Raw genomic sequence first — 26,931 nt, 5'->3', positions numbered from 1 at the left:
GATGCGGCGCCGAGACCGGATCGTCCCGACCTCTTTCAGGACGGTCCGGGCAGCCGATGGGGCGGGTGAGGATGCCCCTGCCCCGAGAGGTTGCTCGTGATCGCTCCCGCCCTTCCCGGTCCCACCCACGCCGCCGACCCGTCCCGCCGGGCGCGGACCTGGATCGCGCGCCTCGGGCTCGTCGCCGCGGCGCTCGCGCTCCTCACGACCGGGATCGCCGTCCCGCCGTCGGCGGTCGAGCGCGCGTCGGCCGCCACCGCCGAGGGGTCGGTGTACCAGCCGGTGACCCCGCGCCGCGTCATGAGCTTCGCCCCGATGGGCCCGGCGTCGACCCGCACGCTGCGGATCTCCGGCGTCCCCGCCGGCGCGACCGCCGTCGCCCTCAACGTCACCGCGACCCAGGTCAGGGGGACCGCCTCGACGTACGTGTCCGCCTGCGCCGCGGGGACACCGCTCGCGACGTGCCGCGCGACGTCGGCGTTCAACCCGGTCGCCGGGGAGGACACCCCGGCGGCGGTGCTCGTCGCGCTCGGCGGGCCGGCCGGCGACGAGGTCACCTTCTACAACAACACGGGCTCGCTCCTGCTCATCGCGGACCTGCACGGGTTCTACGTGTCGGCGGCGACGGGGACCGGTGCGCAGTACTCCCCCGTGACCCCGCGCCGGGTGCTGTCGTCCCACGCCATGGGCCCGGGCCAGGCGCACACCCTGACGCTGCCCGACGCCCCGCCCGGGGCGACGGCCGTCGCGGTCAACCTGACGTCCACCGGGGCGAGCACGACGTCGTTCGTCTCGGCGTGCCCGGCGGGCCAGCCGCTCGCGGAGTGCTCCACGTCGTCGACGCTCAACCCGTTCCCGGGCCGCGACCTGACGAACTTCGCCGTCGTCCGGCTCGGCGGCCCCTCGGCCGACCAGATCACGCTCTACAACAACGCGGGGACGATGCGGCTCATCGCCGACGTCACCGGGTACTTCACGACCGACGAGGCCGCCCCCGACGCGGGCCGGTACGTGCCGGTGCCGCCCGCGCGGGTGCTGTCCTTCGCGCCGTTCGGGGCGGGTCAGGCGACGGTCCTGACCCTGCCGGACGTGCCCGCAGGCGCCACCGCGGTCGCGATGAACGTGACGGCGGCGGGCACCAGCCAGCCGACGTTCGTCTCGACGTGCCCCGGAGGCACGCCGCTGTCGACGTGCACGCAGACGTCGTCGCTCAACCCGCGGCCCGGCGTCGACGGGGCCAACAACGTCATGCTCCGGCTCGGCGGGCCCTACCGGAACCAGGTGACCCTCTACAACAACGCGGGCAGCACGCGCCTCATCGCGGACCTCCAGGGGTACTTCGTCGGCGACCCGTCCGTGGCCGTCCCGACTCCCCCGCCGTCCCCGACGCCCACCCCGGCGCCGACGCCTCCGCCCGTCCCCGGCGTGCCCGCACCGGGCAGCCCCGAGGCGTACATCGTGAGCCGCGTCAACCAGGTGCGTGCGGAGAACGGACTGGCGCCCCTGCAGTACCGCGCGCGCCTCGGCGAGGTCGCCGAGGCCTGGACGGTGTCGATGGCCACCTCGAAGGTCCTGAGCCACAACCCGCAGGTCGGCACGCAGATCGAGCCCGGCTGGTCGTCGTGGGGCGAGAACGTCGGCTACGCCGGCGGGTACGGGGACAACGCCGAGCGCATCTTCACGAGCTGGATGAACTCCGCGGGGCACCGTGCCAACATCCTGAACCCGGGCTTCACGTCGATCGGGGTCGGGGCCGCGCTCGACTCGCGGGGCTACCTCTGGTCGACGCAGAACTTCGCGACCTACCGCTGATCCGCCGGGCCGGGACGGCAAGCGCGCACCGCACTCGGATCATGGGATCGTCAAGGACAGGCGACAACGGCCGGGAACCGGTCTAACGTCGGTCTATGAATCCCGCGCAGCTCGCACCGCACGACGACGCCCCCGGGCCGCTCCTCACCTCGGGTCGCGACGCGGACGTGTACGCGCTCGACGACGACCGGGTCCTGCGCCGCAACCGGAACGGCGAGAGCGTGCTGCGCGAGGCCGCGGTGGTCCGGCACGTGTGGGCGCACGGGTTCCCTGCCCCGCAGGTCTTCCGGGCCGAGGGTGCCGACCTCGAGATGGAGCGCCTGCACGGGCCGACGCTGCTCCAGGCGCTCGCCGCGGAGGAGGTGCCGCTGCGCGAGGGCGCGGTCGTGCTCGCCGAGCTGCTCAACCGCCTGCACCGCCTCCCGGTGCCGCAGGACGACCTGCTCGCGGTCGGCGGGCCGGACGACGTCGTCGTGCACCTCGACCTGCACCCGGGGAACGTGGTCCTCACCGAGTCGCACGGCCCCGCGGTCGTCGACTGGTCGGCCGCAGGCCTGGGCAGCGCGTCGCTCGACGTCGCGACGACCGCCCTGCTGCTCGCCGAGGTCGCGGCCGACGAGGGCGGCGACTACTCGAACGCCGCGCAGGTCCTCCTCGTGGCGTTCCTCGCCGCCGTCGACCACGACCCGCTGCCCGCGCTCGACGAGGCGGTGCGGCTCCGGATACGGGACACCACCCACCTCGTCGAGGGCGAGCGCGAGCTCGTGCCGGCCGCCGCGGCGCTCGTGACCCGGTACGCGCACGGCGCGCACTCCTGACGCGGAGCGCCCGGCCCTCCTACGCGGACGACGGGGTGAGCGGCACGTCCTCCGGCGCCGCTCCGGTGCGGACCGCGGCGCGGATCTCGGCGTGCCGGAGCAGGAACTGGCGCTCGTCGAGCCGCTTGCGCCGCAGCCACGCGGTGACCTCGGTGTTGCACTTGCTGGCGTTGCACGAGCGGCACGCCGGCACCACGTTGTCCCAGGTGTACCGGCCCCCGCGCGAGATCGGGAGCACGCAGTCCCGCTGCAGGGAGTCCGCGCCGGCGCCCGCGCCGCAGTAGGCGCAGCCGCCCCACGCCGCCTGCAGGGCTGCCCACTGGGCCGCGTCGAGGTCGTGCTCGACCGCGCCCATCCGGCGACGCCGCCGGTTCGCGGCCCGCGCCCGGCGGCTCGTGCTTGCCATCGGGCGAGCATACGGAGGTGCGCCGCTCCCCCGACGGCGCCGCGCGGTGACGGGCCGGTCGGGCTGCCGGGGTGCCCCACGACGCGCGCGGCCGCCGCCTCCGGGGAGACGACGGCCGCGCGGTGGTGTGGTGCCGGGGTCAGGACCTCAGAAGTCCCAGTCCTCGTCCTCGGTGTTGACGGCCTTGCCGATGACGTACGACGAGCCCGACCCCGAGAAGAAGTCGTGGTTCTCGTCCGCGTTCGGCGACAGCGCCGAGAGGATCGCCGGGTTGACGTCGGTCTCGTCGCGCGGGAACAGCGCCTCGTAGCCGAGGTTCATCAGCGCCTTGTTGGCGTTGTAGCGCAGGAACTTCTTGACGTCCTCGGTCAGGCCGACACCGTCGTAGAGGTCCTGCGTGTACTCCACCTCGTTGTCGTACAGCTCGAAGAGCAGCTCGAACGTGTAGTCCTTGAGCTCCGCGCGCTCGGCCTCCGAGAGCTTCTCGAGGCCCTTCTGGTACTTGTAGCCGATGTAGTACCCGTGCACGGCCTCGTCACGGATGATCAGGCGGATCAGGTCGGCCGTGTTCGTGAGCTTGGCCCGGCTCGACCAGTACATGGGCAGGTAGAAGCCCGAGTAGAAGAGGAACGACTCGAGCAGCGTGCTCGCGACCTTGCGCTTGAGCGGGGAGTCGCCGCGGTAGTAGTCCATGACGATCTCGGCCTTGCGCTGCAGGTTGGAGTTCTCCTCCGACCAGCGGAACGCGTCGTCGATCTCGCGCGTCGAGCACAGCGTCGAGAAGATCGACGAGTACGACTTGGCGTGCACCGACTCCATGAACGCGATGTTCGTGTAGACGGCCTCCTCGTGCGGCGTGATCGCGTCGGGGATCAGGCTCACCGCGCCGACCGTGCCCTGGATCGTGTCCAGGAGCGTCAGGCCGGTGAAGACCCGCATCGTGAGCTCCTGCTCCTGCGGGGTCAGGGTCGCCCACGACTGGATGTCGTTGGAGACCGGGACCTTCTCGGGGAGCCAGAAGTTCCCGACGAGGCGGTCCCACACCTCGGCGTCCTTGTCGTCGTCCAGGCGGTTCCAGTTGATCGCCGAGACGCGGCTGACCAGCTTCAGCTTCTCACTCATGTGACTGCACTTCTCTCAGGGGTTCGCGGGGGCGCAGGGTCGCGGGGGCGTCGGCTCAGAGCATGCAGCTGACGCAGCCCTCGACCTCGGTCCCCTCGAGGGCCATCTGGCGCAGGCGGATGTAGTAGAGCGTCTTGATGCCCTTGCGCCACGCGTAGATCTGCGCGCGGTTGATGTCACGCGTCGTCGCGGTGTCCTTGAAGAACAGCGTGAGCGACAGGCCCTGGTCGACGTGCTGCGTCGCCTCGGCGTACGTGTCGATGATCTTCTCGTAGCCGATCTCGTACGCGTCGTCGTAGTACTCGAGGTTGTCGTTCGTCAGGAAGGGCGCCGGGTAGTAGACGCGCCCGATCTTGCCCTCCTTGCGGATCTCGATCTTCGAGGCGACCGGGTGGATCGACGACGTCGAGTGGTTGATGTAGGAGATCGAGCCGGTCGGCGGGACGGCCTGGAGGTTCTGGTTGTACAGGCCGTGCTCCTGCACGGAGGCGGCCAGCTCGCGCCAGTCGTCCTGCGTCGGGATGTGCACGCCGGCCGTCGCGAAGAGCTCGCGCACCCGCGCCGTCCTGGGCTCCCACGCACGCTCGACGTACTTCTGGAAGTACTCGCCGGTGGCGTACTTCGAGTCCTCGAACCCGTCGAACTTCTGGCTGCGCTCGATCGCGAGGCGGTTCGACGCCCGGATCGCGTGGTACGCGACCGTGTAGAAGTAGATGTTCGTGAAGTCGAGGCCCTCCTCGGACCCGTAGTGCACCCGCTCGCGCGCCAGGTACCCGTGCAGGTTCATCTGCCCGAGGCCGATCGCGTGGCCGCCGGCGTTGGCGCGGCGGATCGACGGGACCGAGTCGATCGTCGTCTGGTCCGAGACCGCGGTGAGCGCGCGGATCGCGGTCTCGACGGTCTTGCCGAAGTCGGGCGAGTCCATCGCGAGCGCGATGTTCATCGAGCCGAGGTTGCACGAGATGTCGCGGCCCACGTGCTCGTAGGACAGGTCGTCGTTGTAGGTCGACGGCGTCGAGACCTGGAGGATCTCCGAGCACAGGTTCGAGTGCGTGATCTTGCCCTTGATGGGGTTCGCACGGTTGACCGTGTCCTCGAACATCACGTACGGGTAGCCGGACTCGAACTGCAGCTCGGCCAGGGTCTGGAAGAACTCGCGCGCGTTGATCTTCGTCTTGCGGATGCGCGCGTCGTCGACCATCTCGTAGTACTTCTCGGTGACCGAGATGTCCGCGAACGGCTTGCCGTAGACGCGCTCGACGTCGTACGGCGAGAACAGGTACATGTCCTCGTTCTTCTTCGCGAGCTCGAACGTGATGTCCGGGATCACGACGCCGAGCGAGAGCGTCTTGATGCGGATCTTCTCGTCGGCGTTCTCGCGCTTGGTGTCGAGGAACCGGTAGATGTCCGGGTGGTGCGCGTGCAGGTACACCGCACCGGCGCCCTGGCGCGCGCCGAGCTGGTTGGCGTAGGAGAAGGAGTCCTCGAGGAGCTTCATCACGGGGATGACGCCCGAGGACTGGTTCTCGATGTGCTTGATCGGCGCACCGTGCTCACGGATGTTGCTGAGCAGGAGGGCCACGCCGCCGCCGCGCTTGGAGAGCTGCAGCGCGGAGTTGATGCCGCGCGCGATGGACTCCATGTTGTCCTCGATGCGCAGCAGGAAGCAGGAGACGGCCTCGCCGCGCTGCGCCTTGCCCGAGTTGAGGAACGTCGGCGTCGCGGGCTGGAAGCGGCCGGCGATGATCTCGTCGACCATCGAGAGGGCGAAGTCCTCGTTGCCGTCGGCGAGCGTCAGCGCGACCATGCACACGCGGTCCTCGAAGCGCTCGAGGTACCGCTTCCCGTCGAACGTCTTGAGCGTGTACGACGTGTAGTACTTGAACGCGCCGAGGAACGTCTGGAAGCGGAACTTCTTGGAGTACGCGTACTCGAAGAGGGTCTTGACGAAGGCGGGGTCGTACTTCGCGAGGACCTCGGGCTCGTAGTACTTGTTCTCGACGAGGTAGTCGAGCTTCTCCTTGAGGTCGTGGAAGAAGACCGTGTTCTGGTTGACGTGCTGGAGGAAGTACTGGCGTGCCGCCTCGCGGTCCTTGTCGAACTGGATCTTGCCGTCGGGACCGTACAGGTTGAGCATCGCGTTGAGGGAGTGGTAATCCATCTCCGTCGCTACGCCGGTATCCGTGACTGTCGCTGCCAAAATGTCCTCAATCCCTCGCGGACGCGGGTGACGTCCTCGTTCGTTCCCAAGAGCTCGAAGCCGTACAGGTACGGCACGTCGCACTTCGCGGCGATGATGTCGCCGGCGATGCAGTACGCCTCGCCGAAGTTGGTGTTCCCCGCGGCGATGACCCCGCGCAGGAGCGCGCGGTTGCTCTCGTCGTTGAGGAACCGGACGACCTGCCGTGGCACCGCGCCGCCCTCGTTGCCGCCTCCGTACGTGGGGACGACGAGGACGTAGGGCTCGTCGACGTGGAGGAACGGCTCCTTGGGCGTCAGCGGGATGCGCTGCGCGGGGAGGCCGAGCTTCTCGACGAAGCGGTGCGTGTTCTCCGAGGCGCTGGAGAAGTAGACCAGCGAGCTCATGCTGTGCTCCCTCGTCGGCTGACCTCGGCGGACCGGGGCTGGTCCTGGCACGTTCCTGCGGCGGTGCTCACGCCCGCCTCGTCGGCGGGGCGTGGGCACCGCGGGTGGTTCGACGCCGCGTGGTGCGTGCTGGGCGATGGTGCGGCGGCCTCGTGGGCCGCAGGCGCTCAGGCGACCGCGTCGGCCATGCGCTCCGCGAGCGCCTTGATCTGGTCGGGGCGGTAGCCGGACCAGTGCTGCCCGCCGGCGACGACGACGGGCGCCTGCAGGTGGCCGAGCGACATGACGTAGTCGCGCGCGTCGGCGTCCTGGCTGATGTCGACGACCTCGTACTCGAAGCCCAGCTTGTCGAGCGCGCGGTACGTCGCGTTGCACTGCACGCAGGACGGCTTCGTGTAGACGGTGATCGACATTCTGGCTCCCGTGACGCTTGCTGTGGGTCTCGCTGCCGCAGCCCTCACTGCGGTGACTCGACACTACACCTAGTGGTCCGGCTTGGCAGTGACCACAACCACTTGTGCTTACATCCGTGTCGTTTCTCACCCGCTGTGGACAAGTCCAGGCTACGCCGGGGGTCCGACACGGCCGGGACCTGCGGGTTCGCGGCCCTCCACAGCAGCCCCACAGTGCTCTCCACAGGCGCCTCCACAGGGGGACGTCCGATTCGTCCCGCGTGGCGGGAGACGACACACCGGGTGAACGCACGGGGTCCTCGGCGTGTCGCTCGGGTCCCGCAGCGTGGCTCCTGCGCGGCATCACCCGAACGGGCGCATCCCGGCCCCACGCCCACGCACGACGACGCCCCGCGACCACGAACGCGACCGCGGGACGTGCTCACGGCGTCACCCCGCGGGTGTGAAGTACCCCTGGACGTCCACGAGCACGTCGGCCGACCCCGCGTCGTTGTACACCGAGAAGCCCGGGTCGACACCGACCACGACGGCGGCAGCGATGTCGGCGCCGGCCCGCGAGTTCGCGTTGCTCGCGAGCGGCCGCGCCGTGCGGCTCGGGTAGGCGGTGAGATAGCCCGAGACCGTCGGCGCGCTGGTGGTGAGGTTGAGGGACACGGCGACCGCCGAGCGAGGCAGGGCGAAGCCGCCACCGGTCGGCGGGAACGTGCGCACCTCGCCCGCACTCATGCGCCCCGACCCGGAGGCCCGCGCGGCCTGCACCGGCTGGAAGTACGCGCCGCCGTCCTCGACGTACCAGCCGACCACGTCGACGACCACGTGCGTCCGCCCCTGGTCGTTGTAGAGCGTGATCGCGTCGCCCGCGCCGAGCGGCACGATCGCCAGGTTGGGCACGTCGCTGCCGCTGTACGCGTTGAGGACGCTCGACGACTCGATGCCCGTGACACCCGCAGGACCCGCGGAGACGTAGGACGTCGGAGCGGTCGCCTCGGTGCTCGTGAGCGTCACCACAGCGGCCACCGCGCCCGCGGGCGCCGGTGCGGCGCTGCTCGAGTCGAGGGTGAGCGTCCGGTGCTCGGCCGGACCGACGGGCGACGTCCGGCGCGTGTCGAGAGCCCGCACCGGAGCGACCGGCACGAACCCGGCGCCCTCGACCGTCGAGTAGTACCCCTGGAGGTCGGCCACGAGGTGCGTGTGACCCGAGTCGTTGTAGAGCATCACGACCCCGTCGGAGCGCACCGGCACCGTGACGAGGTTGGCCACGTCACGCCCACGGGACGTGTTCAGCGAGCTCGTCGAGGGCCGCCCGCCGACCCACGGCGCGCGGTACGCGGGGTCCCCCGAGGCGGTGACGTAGCTCGACGGCGACGTGCCCTCGGTCGCGGTGACGTTGAGCACGACCGCCGACGCGTCGTCCGGCAGGCCGTCGATCGCGAACATCTCCGCCGTCGCGGGCCCCACCCGGCCGGTGCGCGCCGAGCGCGTGTCGATGACCCGCGTCGGCTGCACCGGGACGAACCGGGACGGCGGGGTCATCGCCACGTGATTCGTCACGTAGGAGGCCGCTTCCCGTGGCCAGATCATCGTGGCACCCGCGAGAGTCACCGAGCTGAACCCGAACCTGGGGGCGTAGAAGCCGGACGGGTCGGAGGCGCGGACGGCCACCGGCTCGTCCCACCGGCACCCGAGCGAGACGACGTAGGTCCCGTCCTCCGTCGTCCGGGTGCTCGTGACGACCCCGCCGGTCCGGACGTCGACCAGGTCGATCGTCAGCCCGGGCAGCCGGGACTGCGGGGCCGACGCGTCCCAGACCGTCCCGGAGACGGTCGCGACGCACGGCTCGGCGGCGGTCGCGGGCCCGGCGAGGGCGCCCACGGCGGTGGCGAGCACGGTGACCGCGCACAGCGCGCGGACGAGGGGACGGGGCACGGGAGGAGCTCCTCGTTCGACGGGGTGCGGGGCGGGAGGGGACGGACGACGACGCCTCGCTGCCACGGCGATCGGCAGCGAGGCGTCGTCAGGACGTCACTCGACGTCGGCGAAGTACCCCTGGACGTCGACGAGGGCCAGGAGCGAACCGCTGTCGTTGTACACGGTGAAGCCGGAGCCCACGCGCGTGAACGTGCCGGCCGCGACGTCGGCGCCGACGCGCGCGTTCGCGTTGCTCGCGAGCGGCCGGGCGGTACCACCCGGGTAGACCGTCAGGTAGCTGGGTGCCGTGGCGCCCGCCGTCGTCAGGTTCAGGGCGATCGCGACCGCGTCGTCCGGCACGGGGACCTGCGCGCTCGCCGGCGTGAAGTTCCGCTCGTCCTGCGGACCCATCCAGCCCGAGCCGACCGCGCGCTGGGACGAGATCGGGACGTAGCTCGCGCCGCCACCTGCGACGTACCAGCCCACGACGTCGACGATCAGGTGCGTCGACCCCTGGTCGTTGTACAGCGTGACCCGGTTGTCGTCGGACACCGGCACGATCGCCAGGTTCGGCACGTCCGAGCCCTGGTACGCGTTGAGGACGCTGCCCGTGGGGACGCTGTCCGGCTCCGCGGGGTCGTACGCCCCGGCGCTGACGTACGACGTCCGGGCCGTCGCCTGCGTGCTGGTGAGCGTGACGGCGGCGGCGACCGCACCGTCGGGGGCGTCGTCGAGCGTCAGGTGACGCAGGCCCTGCGGGCCGAGCGGCGCCGACTCACGGGTGTCGAGCACCCGCGAGGGCGCGACCGGCACGTACCCGGCAGCGAGGTCGGTGAAGGCGGCGTAGAACCCCTGGACGTCCACGATGACGTGCGTCGACCCGGAGTTGTTGTAGAGCCCGATCGTGCGGTCACCGACGATCGGCACGGTGACGAGGTTCGCGACGTCACGCCCGGCCGAGGAGTTCACCGCGCTCGTCGTGGGCACCGCTTCCTCGAAGTTCGCGTCGACGACCGACACGAAGCTCGTCGACGCCGTCCCCTGGGTCGCCGTCACGTTCATCACGAGCGCGACGATCCCTGCCGGGACGTCGCTGAAGTCGTACCAGCGGCCCTCACCGGGACCGAGCACGCTGTCGTCGGGATCGCGCGTGTCGATCACGCGGGTGCTCTCCATCGGGACGAAGCGTCCCGGGGGCGTGATCCCGGCCGCTGCTGCGCGACGGCCGTCGGCCGCACCGTGCTCGGGTGCCGGCACCGGCTGGCGGAGCCCGCCCAGGTCGAGCTCGGGGAGGAGCTCGCCGGGGGCGGCGACCGAGGGGGCCGCGAGCCCGCCGACGAGGACGAGGGACGCTGCGAGCAGGCTCGCAGCACGGACGGGAAGACGCATGACGGCTCCTGGAGGTTCGCCCGAGGGCGACGTGGGGCGCGCACCGAGGGGTGAGCGCGGGAGAGGGAAGGGGTCGAACAGACGGGTGCTGTCGGGCCGGAACGGAGGCCGCCGCCTCCCGGCGCCCGTCCCGTCGGTGCTGAGTGGTGCTCGCTCGTGCTCAGTCGTGCTCGGCGAAGTACCCCGAGACGTCAACGATCGGGAGCACGTTGCCGGTGTCGTTGTAGACGGTGAAGCCCTGCCCGAGCCGGCTGATGACGGCGGTCGCCGTGTCGGCTCCGACGCGGGCGTTGGTGTTGCTGGCCCACGGGCGCGGCGTGTCCGTCGGGTGCACCGTCAGGAAGGACGGCGCGGTCGCCATGGTGGTCGTGAGGTTCAACGCGATGGCCGACGCGTCGTCGGGCACGGCGTAGTCCGCTCCCTGGGCGGTGTAGGCCTGCGCGTCGCGCGCCCCGAGGTACCTGGTCCCGTTCGCGCGACGTGTGTCGATCGCGTGGTAGTCCGCCCCGCCCTCGCTGACGTACCACCCCACGACGTCGAGGACGAGGTGCGCGGAGCCCTGGTCGTTGTACAGCGTGATGGACCCGTCCTCGCCGAGCGGCACGATCGCGAGGTTGGGGACGTCGGAGCCGCGGTACCCGTTGAGCACGCTCGTCGTGGGCCCGGCGGCGGCGCCGGTCGGGTACGCCGAGACGTACGTGGTCGCCGCGGTCACCTGGGTGCTCGTGAGCGTCACGGCCGCTGCCACCGCTCCCGTCGGCGCCCCCGCGAGGTCGACCCGCCGCGTCCCCCGAGGACCCAGCGGCGCCGACTCGCGGGTGTCGAGGACGCGGGTCGGGCTCACCGGCTGGAGGCCCGCGCCGCCGGCGGTCGAGTAGTAGCCGGCGATGTCCGCGACTAGGTGCGTCGAGCCCGTGTTGTTGTAGAACATGAAGCGGACGGGGCTCGTGCTCGGGCCGCCCGGGGTGATCGGCACGGTCACGAGGTTCGCGACGTCACGCCCGGCCGAGGAGTTCAGCACGCTCGACCGCGGCGGCTGCGGCGTGAACGGGTTGTCGTCGAGCGCGATGAAGCTCGACGGTGCCGTGCCCTGCGTCGCCGTCACGTTGAGGACGACCGCGGTGACGTCCTCGCCCCGGCCGCCGACCCCGAGCCCCACGATCTCGAAGGGCCGGGACTCGCCCTGCGGTATCGGTCGACCGTCGAGGCGGGTGTCGAGCACGCGGCTCGGCGGCACGGGCACGAACCGGCCCGCGGGCTGCAGCCCGATCGTCAGCCGGCGCACGCCCGTCTCCTGGGTGGCGAAGAAGAGCTCTGAGTCCCACAGGTAGGTCGCCGACGGCGCGTACCTCGACGCGTAGCGTCCCGTCGGGTCGGTGGCTCGGACGGCGAGCGCCTGGGTGACCTCGCACGGGATCGTGACCGAGTACGCGCCGCCCGCGTCGGTCACGTCGGTGCCGACCAAGGTCCCGTTCGTGCGCACGACCTCGACCGTCATGCCGGGGAGCGCCGTCACCCTCCCGTTGTACCGGTCGACCACACGGCCCTCGACGGAGGAGCAGCCGGCGGAGGCGGCGGACGGGGCGACGCCCAGGCCCGCGCCCAGGAGCAGGAGAGCTCCCGCCAGACCGACCGAACGGCGAACGGCACGACGCACGCGCATGAGGCTCCCCCTGGATGCCACGGGGGAACGGCCCGCGCCCGGCGCCGCACGACGGGCGCGCTCGAGACCCTAGCGGGAAGCGCCTGCCCAGGGTGCCGACTTTTCCAGCCGTTCACCCGACGGCCGCGCCGTCCCCCCGGCACCCGCTCGGCAGCCGTGGAGCCCGCGCCCTCAGGGCCCGCTCGGCCGCCAGAGCACGAGCGCCCCCGGCGTCGCCGTGAGCTCGCCCCGCACGGTGCGCGGGCCCGGCGGGCGCTGCCCCGGACGGACCGCGACGACGTCGCCCGACGGTGCCGCGGTGAACACGCGGCGGCCCGGCTCGGTGAACGCGCGCAGGTACTCGACCTGCCGCTGGAGCCGGTCCACCTGCTGCTCGAGCTCGAGGATGCGCTTGATGCCCGCGAGGTTGACGCCCTCGTCCTGCGAGAGCCGTTGCACCTCGCGGAGCGTCGCGATGTCGCGCAGCGAGTACCGCCGGCCCCGCCCGCGCGTGCGCCCGGGCGAGACGAGGCCGAGCCGGTCGTACTGGCGGAGCGTCTGCGGGTGCATGCCCGCGAGCTCGGCCGCGACCGAGATCACGTAGACCTGCGCGTCCTCGGAGACCATCGGCCTCACTCCCGGGCGCGCGCCAGCAGGTCGGCGCGCGGGTTCTCGCCCGACGTGGCGACGCCGAACGCCATGACGGCCTCGCGCGCGGCGCCCGTGAGGCGCTGCGGGACGACGACCTGGACGGTCACGAGCAGGTCGCCCGTGCCGGACGGCGTCGTGACGCCCTTGCCCTTGACGCGCAGGGTCCGCCCCGACGGCGTGCCCTCGGGGACCTTGACCCGCACGGTGCTGCCGTCGAGCGTCGGGACGTCGACCTGCGCGCCGAGCGCGGCCTCGTCGAAGGCGACCGGGACGGTGACGCGCACGTTGCTGCCCTCGAGCGCGAACACCGGGTGCGGGGTCACGCGGACGGTGACGACGAGGTCGCCCGCCGGTCCGCCCTGCTCCCCGGGCCGGCCCTTGCCGCGCAGCCGGATCTTCTGCCCGTCCTTCACGCCGGCGGGGATGCGGGCGTTGACGACACGGCCCTCGACGTCGAGAGAGACCGTCGAGCCGGTCGCCGCCTGGCGGAACGGCAGCGTCGTGACCGCGGAGAGGTCGGCGCCCTGCCGGGGCCCGCGCGACGGTGTGAACCCGCCACCGCCGCCTGCGCCGCCGCCGAAGAGGCCGCCGAGCAGGTCCTCGAAGTTGGTGCCGCCGGGCGCGCCGCCGGTCTGCTGGAAGCGGACGCGCTGACCCTGCGTCGCACCGCCGAACATCCCACCGAACAGGTCCTCGAACCCGGCGGAGCCGCCGGCGCCCGGCGCGAACCGGGCGCCGCCGGCCATCGCGCGCAGCTGGTCGTACTGCGCGCGCTGCTCGGTGTCGGAGAGGACGGCGTACGCCTCCCCGACCTCCTTGAACTTCGCCTCCGCGCGCGCGTCACCCGGGTTGTGGTCCGGGTGCATGTTGCGCGCGAGCTTGCGATACGCCTTCTTGATCGTGGCGGCGTCCGCGTCCTTGGGGACGCCGAGCACGGCGTAGAAGTCCTTCTCGAGCCAGTCCTGGCCGGTCACGGCGCCTCCCTTCCTCGTCTGCGGACGCTCAGGCGTCCGGGTCGATCACGGCGACGCGCACGGGCCGGAGCACGCGCTCGCCGATGCGGTACCCCGGCTGGAGCACCGTGCCGACCGTGGGCTCGGTGACGTCCGCCGAGTGCGAGTGCATGAGCGCCTCGTGCACCGTCGGGTCGAACACCTCGCCCTCGGCGCCGAACCGCTCGATCTTGAACCGCGCGAGCGTCGACTCGAGCTTCTCGGCGATCGACAGGAACGGGCCCTGCAGGTCGCCGTGCTGCCGGGCGAGCGCGATGTCGTCGAGGACCCCGATGAGGGCCTCCGCGACGTCCGCGACACCCTGCTCGCGTGCGACGAGGGCCTCGGCCTTCGACCGCTTCACGTAGCCCGAGTACTGCTGCTCGAGGTTGTAGTAGGCCGCGTTGCGCCGCTGGAGCTCGTCGAGCCGCTCCGCCGCGAGCGCCTCGGCCGCCGCGACGGCACCGGTGTCGGGCGTCTCGAAGTCGAGGTGCGCGACGGGGTCGTCGGCTCCTCCGCCGGCGGCCGCAGCCTCGGCCTCCTCGGCCGGGGTCGGCTCCCGCAGCAGGCCCGTCTCCGGGTCGATGCGGCGCTTGTCGGTGAACCGGGGGGCGCCCTCCGCGGGGTCGGGCTCGCCCGACCCCGCGTGGCGTGCGTTCTCGTTCGTCACTTGCGCTCGTCCTCGTCCACGATCTCGGCGTCGACGACGTCCTCGTCCGCCGGGGCGTCACCCGCGGGGGCACCCTCGGCCGGCGCGCCCTGGGCGTCCGCGGCGGCGTTCGAGGCGTAGATCGCCTCGCCGATCTTCTGGCTGACGGTCGCGAGGTTGGCCTGCTTGGCCTTGACCTCGTCGAGGTCGGTGCCCTCGAGCGCGGTCCGCAGCTCCGTGATCGCGGCCTTCACCTCGGTCGAGACCTCCTCGGAGACCTTGTCCGCGTTGTCGGCGAGGACCTTCTCGGTCGAGTAGACGAGCTGCTCGGCGGAGTTGCGGGTCTCGGCCTCCTCGCGGCGGGCCTTGTCCTCGGCGGCGTGCGCCTCGGCCTCCTTGACCATGCGGTCGATCTCGTCCTTCGGCAGCGCCGAGCCACCGGTGATCGTCATCGACTGCTCCTTGTTCGTGCCGCGGTCCTTCGCGGACACGTGCACGATGCCGTTCGCGTCGATGTCGAACGTGACCTCGATCTGCGGGACGCCACGCGGCGCCGGCGCGATGCCGGTCAGCTCGAACGTGCCGAGCGGCTTGTTGTCCCGCGCGAACTCGCGCTCGCCCTGGAACACCTGGATCAGCACGGACGGCTGGTTGTCGTCGGCCGTCGAGAAGATCTCGCTGCGCTTGGTCGGGATGGCCGTGTTGCGCTCGATGAGCTTGGTCATCACGCCGCCCTTGGTCTCGATGCCGAGGCTCAGGGGCGTGACGTCGATGAGCAGGACGTCCTTGCGCTCACCCTTGATGACACCGGCCTGCAGCGCGGCGCCGACGGCGACGACCTCGTCCGGGTTGACGCCCTTGTTGGGCTCCTTGCCACCCGTGAGCTCGCGCACGACGTCCGCCACGGCGGGCATGCGGGTCGAGCCGCCGACGAGGACCACGTGGTCGATGTCGGAGAGCTTGATCCCGGCGTCGCGGATGACGGCCTGGAACGGCGCCTTGGTCCGCTCGAGCAGGTCCGCGGTCATCTGCTGGAACTGCGCGCGGGTCAGCTTCTCGTCGAGGTGGATCGGGCCGTTCTCGCTCATCGACAGGTACTGCATCGAGATGTTGGTGCTCGTCGCCGAGGAGAGCTCCTTCTTCGCCTGCTCCGCGGCCTCGCGCAGACGCTGCAGCGCGATCTTGTCCTTCGACAGGTCGACGCCCGAGGAGTTCTTCACCTGCTTGATGAGGTGCTCGACGATGCGGTTGTCCCAGTCGTCGCCACCGAGGCGGTTGTCGCCGGACGTCGCACGGACCTCGATCGTCGAGAAGTCATCGTCCTTGCCCACCTCGAGGAGGGACACGTCGAACGTGCCGCCACCGAGGTCGAAGACGAGGATGAGCTCGTCCTCCTTGCCCTTGTCGAGCCCGTACGCGAGGGCCGCGGCCGTCGGCTCGTTCACGATGCGCAGGACGTTGAGGCCCGCGATCTGGCCGGCGTCCTTGGTCGCCTGGCGCTCGGCGTCGTTGAAGTAGGCGGGGACCGTGATGACCGCGTCGGTCACCGGCTCGCCCAGGTACTCCTCGGCGTCGCGCTTGAGCTTGCCGAGCACGCGCGCGGAGATCTCCTGCGCGGAGTACTTCTTGTCGTCGATCGCGACCGACCAGTCCGTGCCGACGTGGCGCTTCACGGAGCTGATGGTGCGGTCGACGTTGGTGACGGCCTGGCGCTTGGCGACCTCGCCGACCAGCACCTCGCCCGTCTTGGAGAAGGCGACCACCGACGGCGTCGTGCGGGCGCCCTCGGCGTTCGCGATGACGGTGGGCTCGCCACCCTCGAGGACGGCGACCACCGAGTTGGTGGTACCCAGGTCGATCCCGACTGCTCGTGCCATGTGCGTGTGCCTCTTCCTTCGGTGGTCCTGCTGCTGCGGTTCGTGTCGTGCTCGCGGCGGCGTGTGCTCGCCCGGTGGCGCCGGTGGGGGCGCACAGCCAGGCGGCGGGCCGTCTTGAGCCTGCTGCGCTCAAGTCTGCGCCGCGGCGGGGTGGTGCGCAAGTCCGCGGCGGTGGGGTTGAGCCTGCTTGACTCAACTTAGGCGCCGGCGGAGATGTTCCCGCTTCGGTGCCACCAGCCACGATGCCCACTGCGGGTGTGCTCGGCTCTGGGGTGCCCTGTCGCACGTCGCTCGTGCCGAGCCCTTGACGCAGACGCGCTCAGCAAGCGCGCGAGCGGCGCCAGGCTTGTTCGAGCATCCCGGGCCGAGCACCATGGTGAGTGCCGGGGTCGTCCATGCGTGGTTGCGATCGGGCACCGGCTGCCAAGGGGGCCCACGATGTCCGCTGCCGCGAATTTCGTTCGAGTGCTCGGGGTGCTCGTCGCCGCGCTGCTCTCTGTGGCAGCCGTCGCGCCGCCCGCGACCGCCGACGACTTGTGGACGAAGTGCTCAGGAACGCTCCGGGACGTGCATCTCGCGTACGTGTACGTGGTCAGCGGAGAGGCGTGCACGCTCGACCACGTCTTCGCCTCGACGCTCAGCGTCGGGTCAGGCGCCTCCGCCACCCTCCGGAGCAGCGAGGTGTACTCGCGCACCTCCGTGAACGGTGAGCTGTTCGCCGATGCCACCACCTTCGGCACGATCGATCTGAACCACGCGGCACTCGTCAGGATCGACCGCGCGACAGTGCGAGGCTCGATCCACGCGGCTGTCGGCACCTTCGCGCTCGACGGGGTCACGATCGGCGGTGATCTCCACGTCCGGGCCGGCGACACGGTGCTCGAGACCGGCTTGGCCCTGCAGCTGGACGACGTCCGGGTCAGGGGCTCAATCACCTCGGACGGCCTCCAGGTCACCGCCTCCGACCTGACGGTCGCCGGGGACGTGCTCGTGGCCGACGCCGTGCTGCCCCCGCGCCAGACGCTCGGCGTCTCGTTGTGCGGCGTCGACGTCGCCGGCGAGCTCCGGGTTGCGCGGAGCCACTGGATCGTCAGCGTGGGTGCGCACCCGTACGGCGACCCCATCTTGTGCGACCCGGCTCGAAGTCCCAGCACCGTCGGAGCGCTGACGTTCGCCGACAACCCGCACTCGATCGCGGTCGCGGGCACGACGGTGGCGGGCGACCTGGTCTGCCGCGGCAACACCGGGCCGCGCGGTGTCCAGACAGCGACCGTCCAGGTCGGCGGCGCGCGCGTGGGACAGTGCGCACCGTCATAAGTCGTCGTCGGTGACGGCAAAGAGAAGATGCGGACGAGTACGTGAGATGACGCTCGGCGACAGGTGGGGAGCCCGTCGGCCCCGCGGCCGCCGGCGACCTCTTGCCCCTCTTGGTCTCATCAGGGCCCTCGCATACGGCGGCGTCGTCGGCCCGGAGCGAGCCGGAGTGCTGTGGGTCGCCACGAGGGTTGCAGGGCCTCCGAGGCTCGTGACGGTCGCCATCCGCGGTCGCGCTGCACCGCGCCGGGCGGGCAGGCCCGTTCGAGTCGCTGCTGCGACGGGTGGCGTACGGCCGACCGGGCAAGGTGAGCCCGCGGACGCCCGCCGACCGCCCTCCGCCGCGGGTCTGAGCCCGGGGAGGGCCCGGGGGTGTGAACGCCCCCGGGCCCCAGGCCCTGGCCCAGCAGCGCTGGTCGCAGTGCGCCCCCCCGAAGATCAGGTGCGGTCGTACTGCATCGACCCGGAGTACTGCGCCTGCTGCGGGCCGCCCAGACTCCACACCACGACCTGCCAGGTGATGCGCTGACCTTCGGCGTATGCGAGGTCACAGGTCTTCACGCTGTTGTCACCGTTGGAGTTGTCGCAGAAGTGCGTCGGTCCGTTGTTGACCTGCCACGCCACGGACACGGACCGGCTGTCGCTCTCGTCGTCCCAGACCCTGAAGATCTCGCCATCGCTCGTGAACGTGGCGTGCCCCAGCCGGTTGGGAAAGAACCCGTACACGTTCGAGCTCGAATCCGCGCTCGCGGACTGGGCGCCGATCGTCACGAGCGCGCCGGTGACGATGCCGACCATGATGGTGCGGACAGATGCCTTCACGTGATCCCCCTTGCTCACGAGTCCCCCAGACCTGTCGCCCGTGGGTGACAGGTCTGATCCTGGCTCCTCGAGAAGAGGACCGGCAAGAGGGAAGAGGACAGGGTGAGCAGCGACGACATCGGGGCCCACCTTCAGCTCTGGGACCCGTACCGCGAGGTCACGCACGAGGTCGACAACGGATGCACCACTCTCTGGATGCCGGACCGTCGCATGAACGTGATCGTCTGCGACTGGGTGTACAGCGTGCGGAACGGCGCGCGTGTCCCCATCAACTGCAACCACTGGGAGAGCCCTCCCCGGCCACAGTGCCGGGCCTCCCGCCTCCCGCCGGCGTCGGGCTGGGTGCCGTCTGCGCGAACGCTTCGATCGGCTGGAGCACCTCAGCGGGTTCGGACCTCTGACCCCGAGCACGCCTCGCGCCTCGTGCTGAGAGAACTGACCCGCGGGTGAAGGAGGCAGCAGGCAGTTGTTCGCCGCGTGGAGCGGACGCGGCGGGGCCGCATCGCACCGAGGATCCGGACACGAAGTTGAGACGGCGAACGTCTCACGCTCCCGTAGGTGCGAGCGTCAGAGCGCCCGGCCTCGGACGAGTCCGGTGAGTTCCTACAGTCGTGGGTGTGGGACCTCGTTCTACCTGTCCGAATCCCAGCGACCTGTCCGGCAGATGTCCGGGCGTCCCGACCTCCCTGTCCTCGTGCAGGCCCCGCGGCGGGACGCCGGCCATACGCATCGGACAGTATTGGCGTCGCGCAGGCACCGCCGACCGGCTCGTCGACGGGGACACCCGCCTCGACCAGGAGTTCCCGCTCCATGTCGATGACGTGAAACCTCAGGACGGCGGCGCAGCGACGTCCGTCCCGCGCGCTGCGAGCCACCCGACGATCTCGGGGATGCGGTCGGCGAGCTGGTCGATCGTCGTCATCGTCACCGCACGGCGGATCCCGACGTACGGCTGGGCGTCACGCCACCGAACCTCGGGCTCTCGCCGCATCCGCTGCGTCACGTGGCAACCTTCCGTCGGTTCCTCCCGCCGCTCCCGGTGCCGAGCCGTGCCATCGTCGCACCGCCTCCGACAGCGTGCGGTACCTCGCCGTCCTGAGGATTCGGACACCTAGGTGAGACGCGCGCCGTGTCCACCTCGTCGTCCCACCGCAGGTCAGTGTGTCGGGCTCCGGACACGTCCGATGAGTTCCTCCACCACCTCCCGCGCCTGGTGATGGCCGCCCGGTGTCGCGGGCCGGGAAGACGCATGATGCCCTCGGCAAGCAAGACGACCTGTCCGTGGCGCTACTACCGTGACGACGTCGGGGGGTCCGGGCGGAGAGGCAGCCGCTCAGATCGCCCGGCCGGGCAGCAGCCGGTCACCTCGACCCGCCGGGCGCGCCGCCAGAGCCCGGGCAGGTGGCCAGCCCGTCGCGCGTCGTGTTCCCAGGAGGTCCTCGTGACTCGGCCGGGCCAGTCCGAGCGGATGCCGCGGAGCCTCGCGCGCCGACTGGGGCGCGGCGTCACCGTGGTCCTCGCCTGTGCCCTGGTGCTGGTCACACTGGTGGTCGTGCTGCAGCGAGCGCTCATCTACGTCCCGGACCGGACCGACGTCGGTTCGGTCGCGGACCGCCTGCCGGGTGGGAGAGACGTCACCCTGCGGACCGAGGACGCGCTCGAGCTGACGGCGTGGCTCGTCCCGCCGAGCGGTGCGGACCGGGACGTCGCCGTCCTGTACCTGCCGGGCAACGGCGGCAACCGGCTCGGTCGGCTGGACGTCGCGCGGGAGATCGCGAGCCGAGGGTTCACGGTGCTGCTGCTGGAGTACCGGGGGTACGGCGGCAACCCGGGTCGGCCGAGCGAGGAGGGCCTGGCGCTCGACGCCCGTGCGGCGGCCGCCGCGCTCCGCGCGGAGGGCTTCGAGCCGGGCCGGACCTTGTACGTCGGGGAGTCGATCGGGACCGGCGTGGCGTCGCGGCTGGTCACCACGGACCCGCCCGCCGGTGTGCTGCTGCGGTCACCGTTCCCGTCGCTCGTCGACGTGGCGCGGGCGCAGCTGCCGTTCCTGCCCGTCGGGCTGGTCCTGCGCGACCGGTTCCCGAGCGCGGAGCACCTGTCCGGCAGCGAGGTCCCGGTGCTCGTGCTGCACGGCACCGCCGACGACGTGGTGCCGTCCCGGCTCTCGGCCGAGCTCGCGTCACAGGTGCGCAACCTGCAGGGCGAGGTCGTGGTGCCGGGCGCGGGGCACAACGACCGCATCTGGTTCGGCCCTTTCCTGGCCGACGCCGTCGTCGACCTCGCGGATGCGGTCGTCGAGTAGGTCCGGGCGATCCTCGTGGTTCGCCGTGCCCCGCTGGCCGCACGAACGTCGACGCGCTCCTGCAGACCGCGGCGGGTGTCCAGTCGACCTGGCCGTCCCCGCCGGCTTCGCCAGCTGGAGCCAGTACCGCGATGCCGTAGGCACCTGACTCTGATCAGAGCAGAGCGACGAACCGCTCTGCATCGCCGACGCGGGGCAGGTTGTTGAACATGACGTAGGGCGACGGTCGGCCGTCGACCAGGTCGCGGAGCCGGCGCAGCTCGTCGTCCGTGTGGACGTGACGCGAGCCGTCGGTGCCGTGCAGGCGGTAGTAGGTGCGCTCGGGCGTCACGGTGTCGGTCTGCATCGGGTCGACGACGTGAACGAGATCCAGCTCGGCGCAGAGCTCCGTGAGCAGCTCCGTGGGCCACTCACCACGCGGTTCCCACAGCAGCCGCCCCGCTGGCCGCTCCACCTGCGACATGAAGCTGCGCAGCCGTCCGACGTTGTCGGCCGTCGGGCGAAAGCTCTTCGGACACTGGAGCAGCACGGCGGTGGCCTGCAGGATCCGGGCGCACTCGAGGGTCCGCTGCCATCCCGCGAGGACCGGAGGCGTGGTCCGGAACGCTCCGACCTGCCCACGGGCGCTGTCCGGCAGAGGCTGCTTCAGTCGCCGGTAGGTGGGGCTGTTGGACTCGTGGGTGACGATCTGCCACGCCTTGATCGTGAACTCGAAAGCGGCCGGAACCTGGGCTCGCCAGCGCATCAGCACGGCGTCGGACGGCGGTTCGTAGAACGTGTGCTGCACCTCGACGACGGGGAAGCGACGTACGTACGACGCCTGGGAGACCGTCCAACCACACAGCCCGACGACCACCTCCACGTGCCTATCCGTCCCAGGTGAAGCGCGCTGAGACCAACGCCGTGAGCAGCATGATCCATGTGGCCATGGAACCGATCCTCCCAGGAGCGAACCGCCCCGGTTCAGCGGAGGCCCGGCTCCGTGGCGCTGACGGTGGTCGGCGGACGGGGAGCAAGGGCGACTCGTCACCGAGCATCTCGCTGGGGTCGACGCCGCGCCAGCCGGGTGCGACTACCTCGAAGGGTCGGGCGCCGTCCACCAGGGATCGTCACGACCGGGCAGTCCGGTCGGTCGTCGATCACCTGAACCGTCCCGCTGGACCGTGCCAGCCGGCCTGCACGGTGGACCGACGCCAGGTCGAGCCTCCCGATGGAGGCTCGACCTGCGGTCGGTCGGCAGCGCGGATCCGCACATGCGGAGCCCCGGCTCCAGCGAGCGGCGGCGGCAGCGGTGGTTCACCATCGGAGACGACGGGAGCAGCCTCGAGCCTGCGACACCTTCTCGACCGACGACCTGTGAGGAGCGCACGCATGGCACAGACGGACGACGTGGTCGCCGAGATCTGGGACGACTGGCAGGCCGCGGTGACGATGACCCCCGCGGCGCTCGAGCGGTGGCTGGAGACCGAGGAGTCCCGGTCGGTCGGCGACACGGGCGGCGACGGCGAGTCGACGGGTCACCGGTCCGGGCGCCGCATCGTCGAGATCCTGCGCACGAACAAGACGGACCTCACGGCCGACGACGCCGCGCACATGCGGAAGGTCGTCGGGTACGTGCACCGGCACCTCGCGCAGCGGCCCGACGGTGACGTGACGGACACCCCGTGGCGGTGGTCGCTCATGAACTGGGGGCACGACCCTCTCGGCTGAGCCGGGCGCACGCGGCGACACGACGCGCTAGACGCCCGTGTACTGCGCGTGGACGTCGCCGTCGACGAGGCGCCAGCAGAAGTCGTTCATCCGGGCCGCAGCGAGAGCGTGCCGGTCGAGGACGCCCGCGACCGCGGCCGGCACGTCCCGCGGGACGTGCCCGTCCGCCCACCGACGCACGTACGCGTTGCGGGCGACCGGACCACCGCTGGCCGGCATCGGCACCCCGCACACCGTGGTGACGAGCCAGTTCACCAGTCGCATCGCCGCGTAGTCGGCGTCGTGGTGGACGTTGCGCGCGACGAAGTCACGTTCGGGCTCGGACAGGTCGAAGCGTGGCGACGTGGCCAGCCCGAAGTCGACGAGGTAGATCCGCTCGTCGTCGGCCCGCATGTTCCCGAAGTGCCCGTCCAGGTGCAGCAGCTCTCGGCTCCGCAGGAACGCGACGGCCTCGACAAGGTGCCGTTCGATCTCCTCGGCGCGGCCCACCGGGTCGCCCAGCCAGTCGGGCAGGCGTCCGGGCAGGTGCTCGAGGAACAGCGCGAGGCTGAACCTGGCAGCCGCGAGCTCCTCGAAGCGGGCCCGCACGGCGGGGTCGCCCTCGAACTGCGCGACGACCGCCTCGACGTCCCGGTGCTCGTCGGCGACGGGTGGGCGGCCCGGGAGCACGCGCCAGTGGTGCAGCAGGGCGAAGCACTCGGACGCACCGGCGAGCACCCCCTCGGTGACGGTCAGGTTGGCGGCGAGCTCGCGCCACGCGCCGAAGCCCGGGCCGGCGAGGGGGTGCATGCCGTACTGGCAGGCGGTCGGCAGGCCGAACAGGTTCGCCGTGCTGTGCGGGTGCGCGAGCTCGCGGTCGGTGAGCGGGACGCGCTTCACGAACACCGGGACACCGTCGACGTCGACCACCGAGGAGCCACCGCCCACTCCCACGGCGCTGTCGGACGCACCGCGGAGCAGCGCTGCCAGCTCGTCGTCGTCTCGGGCGGCGAGGGAAGCCGACACGAGGCCGTGACGAACCTGTCGGGTGGTGGGCATCACGCCATCCTGCCTCGACGGGGTTCCGGACACCGTCCTGTCACGCGTCGTCACCGACGTGCCACCGGGCGCGCCGGCTGCACGGAGACCGAGGCGCTCGCCGGGAGCGTGGTCTCGTGGCCCGCCCGCGCGCCGGGTCACCAGCCGGGGCACCGGTCAGCCCCCGCCGACGGCTGGCCTGCTCAGCGGACGTAGCCCACCACGTCGACCAACGCGTCCGTCGTCCCGGCGTGCGAGTCGGAGTACAACGTGACGCGGCCGTTCGACGGGAGCGCCACCAGCACCTGGTTCGGGATGTCCCGGCCGACGATGTAATTGAGCACCGAGGCGTTCGGCGGCGCCCCCCTGCCGGTGCCGTCATCGTCGGGGTACACCCGGAGGTTTCCCGGCGCTCGCGGTCCGACGGCCGTGACGTTGAGGAGGACGGCCGTCGCCCCGGCGGGAACGGCACCGCTCTCGACGACCGAGAACGAGGTTCCGGCGCGCGGGTGCAGCGGCTGCGCGATCGGCCCCACTCGTGACCCTCCCCGCGTGTCGATGACTCGTGTCGGCGCCACCGAGGTCAGCGCACTGCCCGGCGTCGTCCATCCGACGACGTCGAGGATCACGTGCACGGGGTTGGTCGAGCCGGGCCCCGACGTGTCCGACCAGAACGAGACCGCACCGTCGACCAGCTGGACCGTCGTGGCGTTCGCCTTGTCCTGGCCGGGCGCGAAGTTGACGACCGACGTGGACGGGACGGCCTGCCCGCCGGGGAACACCCGCAGGTTCCCGGGCTCCGTCGGCCCGGTCACCGTGACGTTGAGCATCACCGACGTGGCGTTCGCCGGCACGCCGGCCCGCCCGGCCACCGCGACGGTCTGCAGCGTGCGCGGCGCGACCGGCCCGCGTACGGCTCCCACCCCGCCGGGCCGCGTGTCGAGGATCCTGGTCGACGGTGCTGCGGTGACGCCGGAGCCGGCGAGCGTGTAGCCGGTGAGGTCGAGCAGGACGCGGACCGGCGCACCTGCGGAGCCATAGCAGACCCTCCCGTCGCGGGAGATCGGGACGTACGCCGAGTTCGCGACGTCCTGCCCCGGCTCGAAGTTCACCGTCGACCCGCTGAGCTCCGGGATCTGCCAGGTCGTGCCGTCGTAGGAGGAAGCGGGACCGACGACGACGTACCCGGGCCCTGCGGGGCTGACGACCGTGACATTGAGCCACACCCCGGTGACGTCCGCGATCGGGACGTCGGCGACGCCCACCGACGCGCAGTTGGGGCCGACCACCCCGCCGTCGAGGATGCGCGTCGGGGGGGTGCCGACGGCGGTCGCCCACCTGAGCGGCGCCGCGGACGCGCTGGTCGTGGCGCCGTCCCGCACCGTGACGTCCACCGTGCCGACCTCCCCGCGTGGCACCCACGCGCGCAGCGCCGTCGGCGACACCACCGTGGTGGACACCGGCTGCCCGGCCACGAGGGCGGTCGTGCCCGCGGTGAAGCCCGTGCCGACGACATCGACCCAGACGTTGCCCGCTCCCCGGACCCGCGCCGGACCCGTGGACGGCGCGATCCGCGTCACGGTGAGGGGTTCGGTCTCGGAGACCCACACGTCGACGGCGCCCTCGGACGCTTCGTAGGTCGCGTCGCCGAGGAACCGCACCCGCAGGTGGTGCTGTGCGGCCGGGAGCCCGGTGACGGAGACGTCCGCCGCCCCCGAGACGGGCGACGCCCGGCCGACCACCCGGCCGGAGCCGTCGACGACCTCCACGGTCCCGCCCGGCACCGTGCTGTCGCGGGCCCCCACCTGGACGCTGACGCGTACAGGCGTCCCCGGAGGCACGATCGCCGCCTCGACCCGCGCGCTCAGGTACGTGGTGACCTTCACGACCGGGTCCACCCCTGTCGTCGCGCGCCCGAGGGTCACCGGCACGAGCGTCGCACCCTCCTCGGTCGCCGAGTCCTTCCAGTACTCGAATCCGGGACCGTTGAACTCGAGGCGGTACCTGCCCGTCGGCAAGGCGCGCAGGACGTACGAGCCGTCGGCGCCCACCGGCGACTCGTAGCTGCCACTCTGCCGGTCGTCGACGTTCAGGGAGCGCACGTACCACTGGCTCGAGGAGTAGCCGGGCGGGACGGTCAGCCGACCGTGGATCGTCCCGCCGACGTCGAGCGTCACGTCGAGGCCGGTGCGGTCCGGGCCTGGCTGGACGACCTGCGCCTTCGACCGCTGGTGCGCGCCCCCGTAGTACTCGTGGACGAGCCCGACGTCGGCAGGCGGGACGACGCTGATGACGCTCGGCACGTTCACGTTCAGCTCGTAGGTGCCGTCGGCGGACGGGCGGGTGAAGAAGCTGCTGACCCCGTCCACCGGGTGGGCCCAGAGCATGACGTCGGTCACGCGCGCGGGGTCGACGCCCGCGGGCAGGATCACCCGGCCGGAGACCGTTCCGCTCTCGGCCGATACGGGCGCGGCTGCGACGGGTGCGACGAGCGCGACCAGCACGGCCACCAGCAGCGCACGACGCCCGCGCCAGGACGTGGGCGCGGCCGGACGGCGCCGGGACGTGAGAGGCATGGACACTCCTGGCTGGTGCCGCGCGGGGACGAGCGCGGGCAAGGGCTGAGATCGTACGTGCGCGGAGAAGGGGCGCGCGCCGACCGGTCGGGCGATCTCCCGGAGCCGGCACCGGTGTCGGCGAGCGCGGTCCCCGACGTGACGTCAGAGACGAACGGCCCGCTGCCGCTCCCACTGGTCCCTCGTGATCTCGTACCGGTAGCCGCCGAGCTCCGCGCCCTCCACGGCCTGCATGCCCTCGGGCGTCGGCAACGTCTGCGTGACCGTCATCCCGACCTTCTCCATGACGCGCTGCGACGGACGGTTGAGCGCCATCGTCGCGCCCCAGACGACGCGCACGTCGAGGTCGGTGAAGGCCTTGTCCACCAGGGCGGCGGACATCTCCGTGGCGTAGCCGCTCCCCCACGCGGCCCGACGCAGCCGGTACCCGAGCTCGACCTCGCCCAACGGTCCCTCGCGCTCGGGGCGCAGGCAGAACCACCCGACGAAGGCGCCGCCCGCCTTCTCGTACGCCGCGAAGACCCCGAAGGCGCCGGCCCACCGGTCGTAGGCGGTGAGGAGGCCCGGCAGGATGCGGTCGCGGACCAGCCCCGGCGCGGTCGGCTCGCCCCCGGACAGGTAGCGCATGACCTCCGGATCGCTGTCGAGCTCGATCAGCAGGTCGGCGTCGTCGGCGCGGAACCGGCGCAGCGTCACGCGGTCGGTCTGCAGGTACGTGTCCACGGCGGCCAGCATGCCCCGGCGGGGGCGCGCGGCAGCACCGAATATCGCGTGCGAGCCACCCCGGCCGGGGGCCGGCCGAGCCGCTCGCAGGCGTGGAGCGGTCAGCCCCGGAGACGCCGGGGCGGTGCGGTGGCTCCGGATCCGACTCAGCGCACCACGAGCTCCCACGGCATGGCGGGAGCGCTCGTGGTCAGCCCTGCGG

The 26,931-nt window shown here is 71.8% G+C and carries 23 protein-coding genes; 5 read left to right on the top strand and 18 right to left on the bottom strand.

Annotation, left to right across the window (positions count from 1 at the left end; genetic code table 11):
* The first annotated feature begins 96 nt into the window (after positions 1-96).
* Together NXY84_RS02910 and NXY84_RS02905 are read left to right on the top strand one after the other, a co-directional pair.
* Positions 97-1,812 carry a CAP domain-containing protein gene (locus NXY84_RS02910; protein WP_258725677.1) on the top strand — a complete coding sequence of 572 codons (1,716 nt, stop codon included), beginning with the start codon at positions 97-99 and terminating at the stop codon, positions 1,810-1,812.
* Between the two features lie 95 nt (positions 1,813-1,907).
* Positions 1,908-2,630: a phosphotransferase gene (locus NXY84_RS02905; protein WP_258725676.1), complete on the top strand. Its 723-nt coding sequence runs from the start codon at positions 1,908-1,910 to the stop codon at positions 2,628-2,630.
* Positions 2,631-2,649: 19 nt separating this feature from the next.
* Here NXY84_RS02905 and NXY84_RS02900 read toward each other — a convergent pair whose 3' ends face one another.
* The 12 genes from NXY84_RS02900 to dnaK form a co-directional block, all read right to left on the bottom strand.
* Positions 2,650-3,036, bottom strand: coding sequence for an HNH endonuclease (locus tag NXY84_RS02900; protein WP_258725675.1), 387 nt, complete (start codon positions 3,034-3,036; stop codon positions 2,650-2,652).
* Between the two features lie 147 nt (positions 3,037-3,183).
* Complete coding sequence (gene nrdF, locus NXY84_RS02895) at positions 3,184-4,158, bottom strand: class 1b ribonucleoside-diphosphate reductase subunit beta (RefSeq protein WP_258725674.1); 975 nt, start codon at positions 4,156-4,158, stop codon at positions 3,184-3,186.
* Between the two features lie 55 nt (positions 4,159-4,213).
* Positions 4,214-6,319, bottom strand: a complete 2,106-nt coding sequence (gene nrdE, locus NXY84_RS02890) for a class 1b ribonucleoside-diphosphate reductase subunit alpha (RefSeq protein ID WP_258725673.1) — start codon at positions 6,317-6,319, stop codon at positions 4,214-4,216.
* Positions 6,320-6,327: 8 nt separating this feature from the next.
* Complete coding sequence (gene nrdI / locus NXY84_RS02885; RefSeq protein ID WP_258725672.1) at positions 6,328-6,744, bottom strand: class Ib ribonucleoside-diphosphate reductase assembly flavoprotein NrdI; 417 nt, start codon at positions 6,742-6,744, stop codon at positions 6,328-6,330.
* Between the two features lie 167 nt (positions 6,745-6,911).
* Positions 6,912-7,157, bottom strand: a complete 246-nt coding sequence (gene nrdH, locus NXY84_RS02880; RefSeq protein ID WP_034634631.1) for a glutaredoxin-like protein NrdH — start codon at positions 7,155-7,157, stop codon at positions 6,912-6,914.
* Positions 7,158-7,586: 429 nt separating this feature from the next.
* Positions 7,587-9,083 carry a hypothetical protein gene (locus NXY84_RS02875; RefSeq protein WP_258725671.1) on the bottom strand — a complete coding sequence of 499 codons (1,497 nt, stop codon included), beginning with the start codon at positions 9,081-9,083 and terminating at the stop codon, positions 7,587-7,589.
* A 96-nt stretch (positions 9,084-9,179) separates the two neighbouring features.
* Positions 9,180-10,454: a hypothetical protein gene (locus tag NXY84_RS02870; RefSeq protein WP_258725670.1), complete on the bottom strand. Its 1,275-nt coding sequence runs from the start codon at positions 10,452-10,454 to the stop codon at positions 9,180-9,182.
* Positions 10,455-10,614: 160 nt separating this feature from the next.
* Positions 10,615-11,970 (bottom strand): hypothetical protein, encoded by a 1,356-nt coding sequence (locus tag NXY84_RS02865; protein ID WP_258725669.1) that lies wholly within the window; start codon positions 11,968-11,970, stop codon positions 10,615-10,617.
* Positions 11,971-12,288: 318 nt separating this feature from the next.
* Positions 12,289-12,723, bottom strand: a complete 435-nt coding sequence (locus tag NXY84_RS02860; protein ID WP_258725668.1) for a heat shock protein transcriptional repressor HspR — start codon at positions 12,721-12,723, stop codon at positions 12,289-12,291.
* 5 nt (positions 12,724-12,728) lie between these two features.
* Positions 12,729-13,721: a DnaJ C-terminal domain-containing protein gene (locus NXY84_RS02855; protein ID WP_258725667.1), complete on the bottom strand. Its 993-nt coding sequence runs from the start codon at positions 13,719-13,721 to the stop codon at positions 12,729-12,731.
* Positions 13,722-13,749: 28 nt separating this feature from the next.
* On the bottom strand, positions 13,750-14,409 hold the full coding sequence (gene grpE, locus NXY84_RS02850; protein ID WP_258725666.1) for a nucleotide exchange factor GrpE: 660 nt from the start codon (positions 14,407-14,409) through the stop codon (positions 13,750-13,752).
* A complete protein-coding gene (gene dnaK, locus NXY84_RS02845) occupies positions 14,406-16,265 on the bottom strand; it encodes a molecular chaperone DnaK (protein WP_258725665.1) in 1,860 nt (619 codons plus the stop codon). The genes grpE and dnaK overlap by 4 nt, the downstream gene beginning before the upstream one ends.
* A gap of 438 nt (positions 16,266-16,703) precedes the next feature.
* On the opposite strand from dnaK, the gene NXY84_RS02840 reads away from it, so the two are divergent.
* Positions 16,704-17,582 (top strand): hypothetical protein, encoded by an 879-nt coding sequence (locus NXY84_RS02840; protein ID WP_258725664.1) that lies wholly within the window; start codon positions 16,704-16,706, stop codon positions 17,580-17,582.
* A 435-nt stretch (positions 17,583-18,017) separates the two neighbouring features.
* On the opposite strand, the gene NXY84_RS02835 is transcribed toward NXY84_RS02840, so the two are convergent.
* Entirely contained in the window at positions 18,018-18,401 is a 384-nt protein-coding gene (locus tag NXY84_RS02835; protein WP_258725663.1) for a hypothetical protein, read from the bottom strand.
* 829 nt (positions 18,402-19,230) lie between these two features.
* Entirely contained in the window at positions 19,231-19,404 is a 174-nt protein-coding gene (locus tag NXY84_RS02830) for a hypothetical protein (protein WP_258725662.1), read from the bottom strand.
* Between the two features lie 549 nt (positions 19,405-19,953).
* Between NXY84_RS02830 and NXY84_RS02825 the strand changes: the two genes are divergently transcribed.
* Positions 19,954-20,703, top strand: coding sequence for an alpha/beta hydrolase (locus NXY84_RS02825; protein ID WP_258725661.1), 750 nt, complete (start codon positions 19,954-19,956; stop codon positions 20,701-20,703).
* A 154-nt stretch (positions 20,704-20,857) separates the two neighbouring features.
* Here NXY84_RS02825 and NXY84_RS02820 read toward each other — a convergent pair whose 3' ends face one another.
* Positions 20,858-21,565, bottom strand: a complete 708-nt coding sequence (locus NXY84_RS02820) for a DUF72 domain-containing protein (protein ID WP_258725660.1) — start codon at positions 21,563-21,565, stop codon at positions 20,858-20,860.
* 509 nt (positions 21,566-22,074) lie between these two features.
* Here NXY84_RS02820 and NXY84_RS02815 point away from each other — a divergent pair.
* Positions 22,075-22,413 (top strand): DUF3140 domain-containing protein, encoded by a 339-nt coding sequence (locus NXY84_RS02815; RefSeq protein ID WP_258725659.1) that lies wholly within the window; start codon positions 22,075-22,077, stop codon positions 22,411-22,413.
* 27 nt (positions 22,414-22,440) lie between these two features.
* Here NXY84_RS02815 and NXY84_RS02810 read toward each other — a convergent pair whose 3' ends face one another.
* The 3 genes from NXY84_RS02810 to NXY84_RS02800 all read right to left on the bottom strand — a co-directional run bounded on the left by NXY84_RS02810 (position 22,441) and on the right by NXY84_RS02800 (position 26,729).
* Positions 22,441-23,451, bottom strand: a complete 1,011-nt coding sequence (locus NXY84_RS02810) for a serine/threonine protein phosphatase (protein WP_258725658.1) — start codon at positions 23,449-23,451, stop codon at positions 22,441-22,443.
* Positions 23,452-23,633: 182 nt separating this feature from the next.
* Positions 23,634-26,006 (bottom strand): Ig-like domain-containing protein, encoded by a 2,373-nt coding sequence (locus NXY84_RS02805; protein WP_258725657.1) that lies wholly within the window; start codon positions 26,004-26,006, stop codon positions 23,634-23,636.
* A gap of 144 nt (positions 26,007-26,150) precedes the next feature.
* The gene (locus NXY84_RS02800; RefSeq protein WP_258725656.1) at positions 26,151-26,729 is read right to left on the bottom strand and encodes a GNAT family N-acetyltransferase; all 579 of its coding nucleotides are present in this window, start codon (positions 26,727-26,729) and stop codon (positions 26,151-26,153) included.
* Positions 26,730-26,931: the final 202 nt, after the last annotated feature.

Origin of the sequence: Cellulomonas sp. NS3 (assembly GCF_024757985.1) — a bacterium.
Taxonomy (GTDB): domain Bacteria; phylum Actinomycetota; class Actinomycetes; order Actinomycetales; family Cellulomonadaceae; genus Cellulomonas_A.
This window is presented reverse-complemented; position numbering and strand designations above follow the sequence as displayed.

Excerpts from the sequence above, each read along its gene's own strand:
- NXY84_RS02905 (WP_258725676.1), top strand. The coding sequence starts at position 1,908 with ATGAATCCCGCGCAGCTCGCACCGCACGACGACGCCCCCGGGCCGCTC.
- NXY84_RS02900 (WP_258725675.1), bottom strand. The coding sequence starts at position 3,036 with ATGGCAAGCACGAGCCGCCGGGCGCGGGCCGCGAACCGGCGGCGTCGC.
- nrdF (WP_258725674.1), bottom strand. The coding sequence starts at position 4,158 with ATGAGTGAGAAGCTGAAGCTGGTCAGCCGCGTCTCGGCGATCAACTGG.
- nrdE (WP_258725673.1), bottom strand. The coding sequence starts at position 6,319 with ATGGATTACCACTCCCTCAACGCGATGCTCAACCTGTACGGTCCCGAC.
- nrdI (WP_258725672.1), bottom strand. The coding sequence starts at position 6,744 with ATGAGCTCGCTGGTCTACTTCTCCAGCGCCTCGGAGAACACGCACCGC.
- nrdH (WP_034634631.1), bottom strand. The coding sequence starts at position 7,157 with ATGTCGATCACCGTCTACACGAAGCCGTCCTGCGTGCAGTGCAACGCG.
- NXY84_RS02870 (WP_258725670.1), bottom strand. The coding sequence starts at position 10,454 with ATGCGTCTTCCCGTCCGTGCTGCGAGCCTGCTCGCAGCGTCCCTCGTC.
- NXY84_RS02860 (WP_258725668.1), bottom strand. The coding sequence starts at position 12,723 with ATGGTCTCCGAGGACGCGCAGGTCTACGTGATCTCGGTCGCGGCCGAG.
- dnaK (WP_258725665.1), bottom strand. The coding sequence starts at position 16,265 with ATGGCACGAGCAGTCGGGATCGACCTGGGTACCACCAACTCGGTGGTC.
- NXY84_RS02840 (WP_258725664.1), top strand. The coding sequence starts at position 16,704 with ATGTCCGCTGCCGCGAATTTCGTTCGAGTGCTCGGGGTGCTCGTCGCC.
- NXY84_RS02815 (WP_258725659.1), top strand. The coding sequence starts at position 22,075 with ATGGCACAGACGGACGACGTGGTCGCCGAGATCTGGGACGACTGGCAG.
- NXY84_RS02810 (WP_258725658.1), bottom strand. The coding sequence starts at position 23,451 with ATGCCCACCACCCGACAGGTTCGTCACGGCCTCGTGTCGGCTTCCCTC.
- NXY84_RS02805 (WP_258725657.1), bottom strand. The coding sequence starts at position 26,006 with ATGCCTCTCACGTCCCGGCGCCGTCCGGCCGCGCCCACGTCCTGGCGC.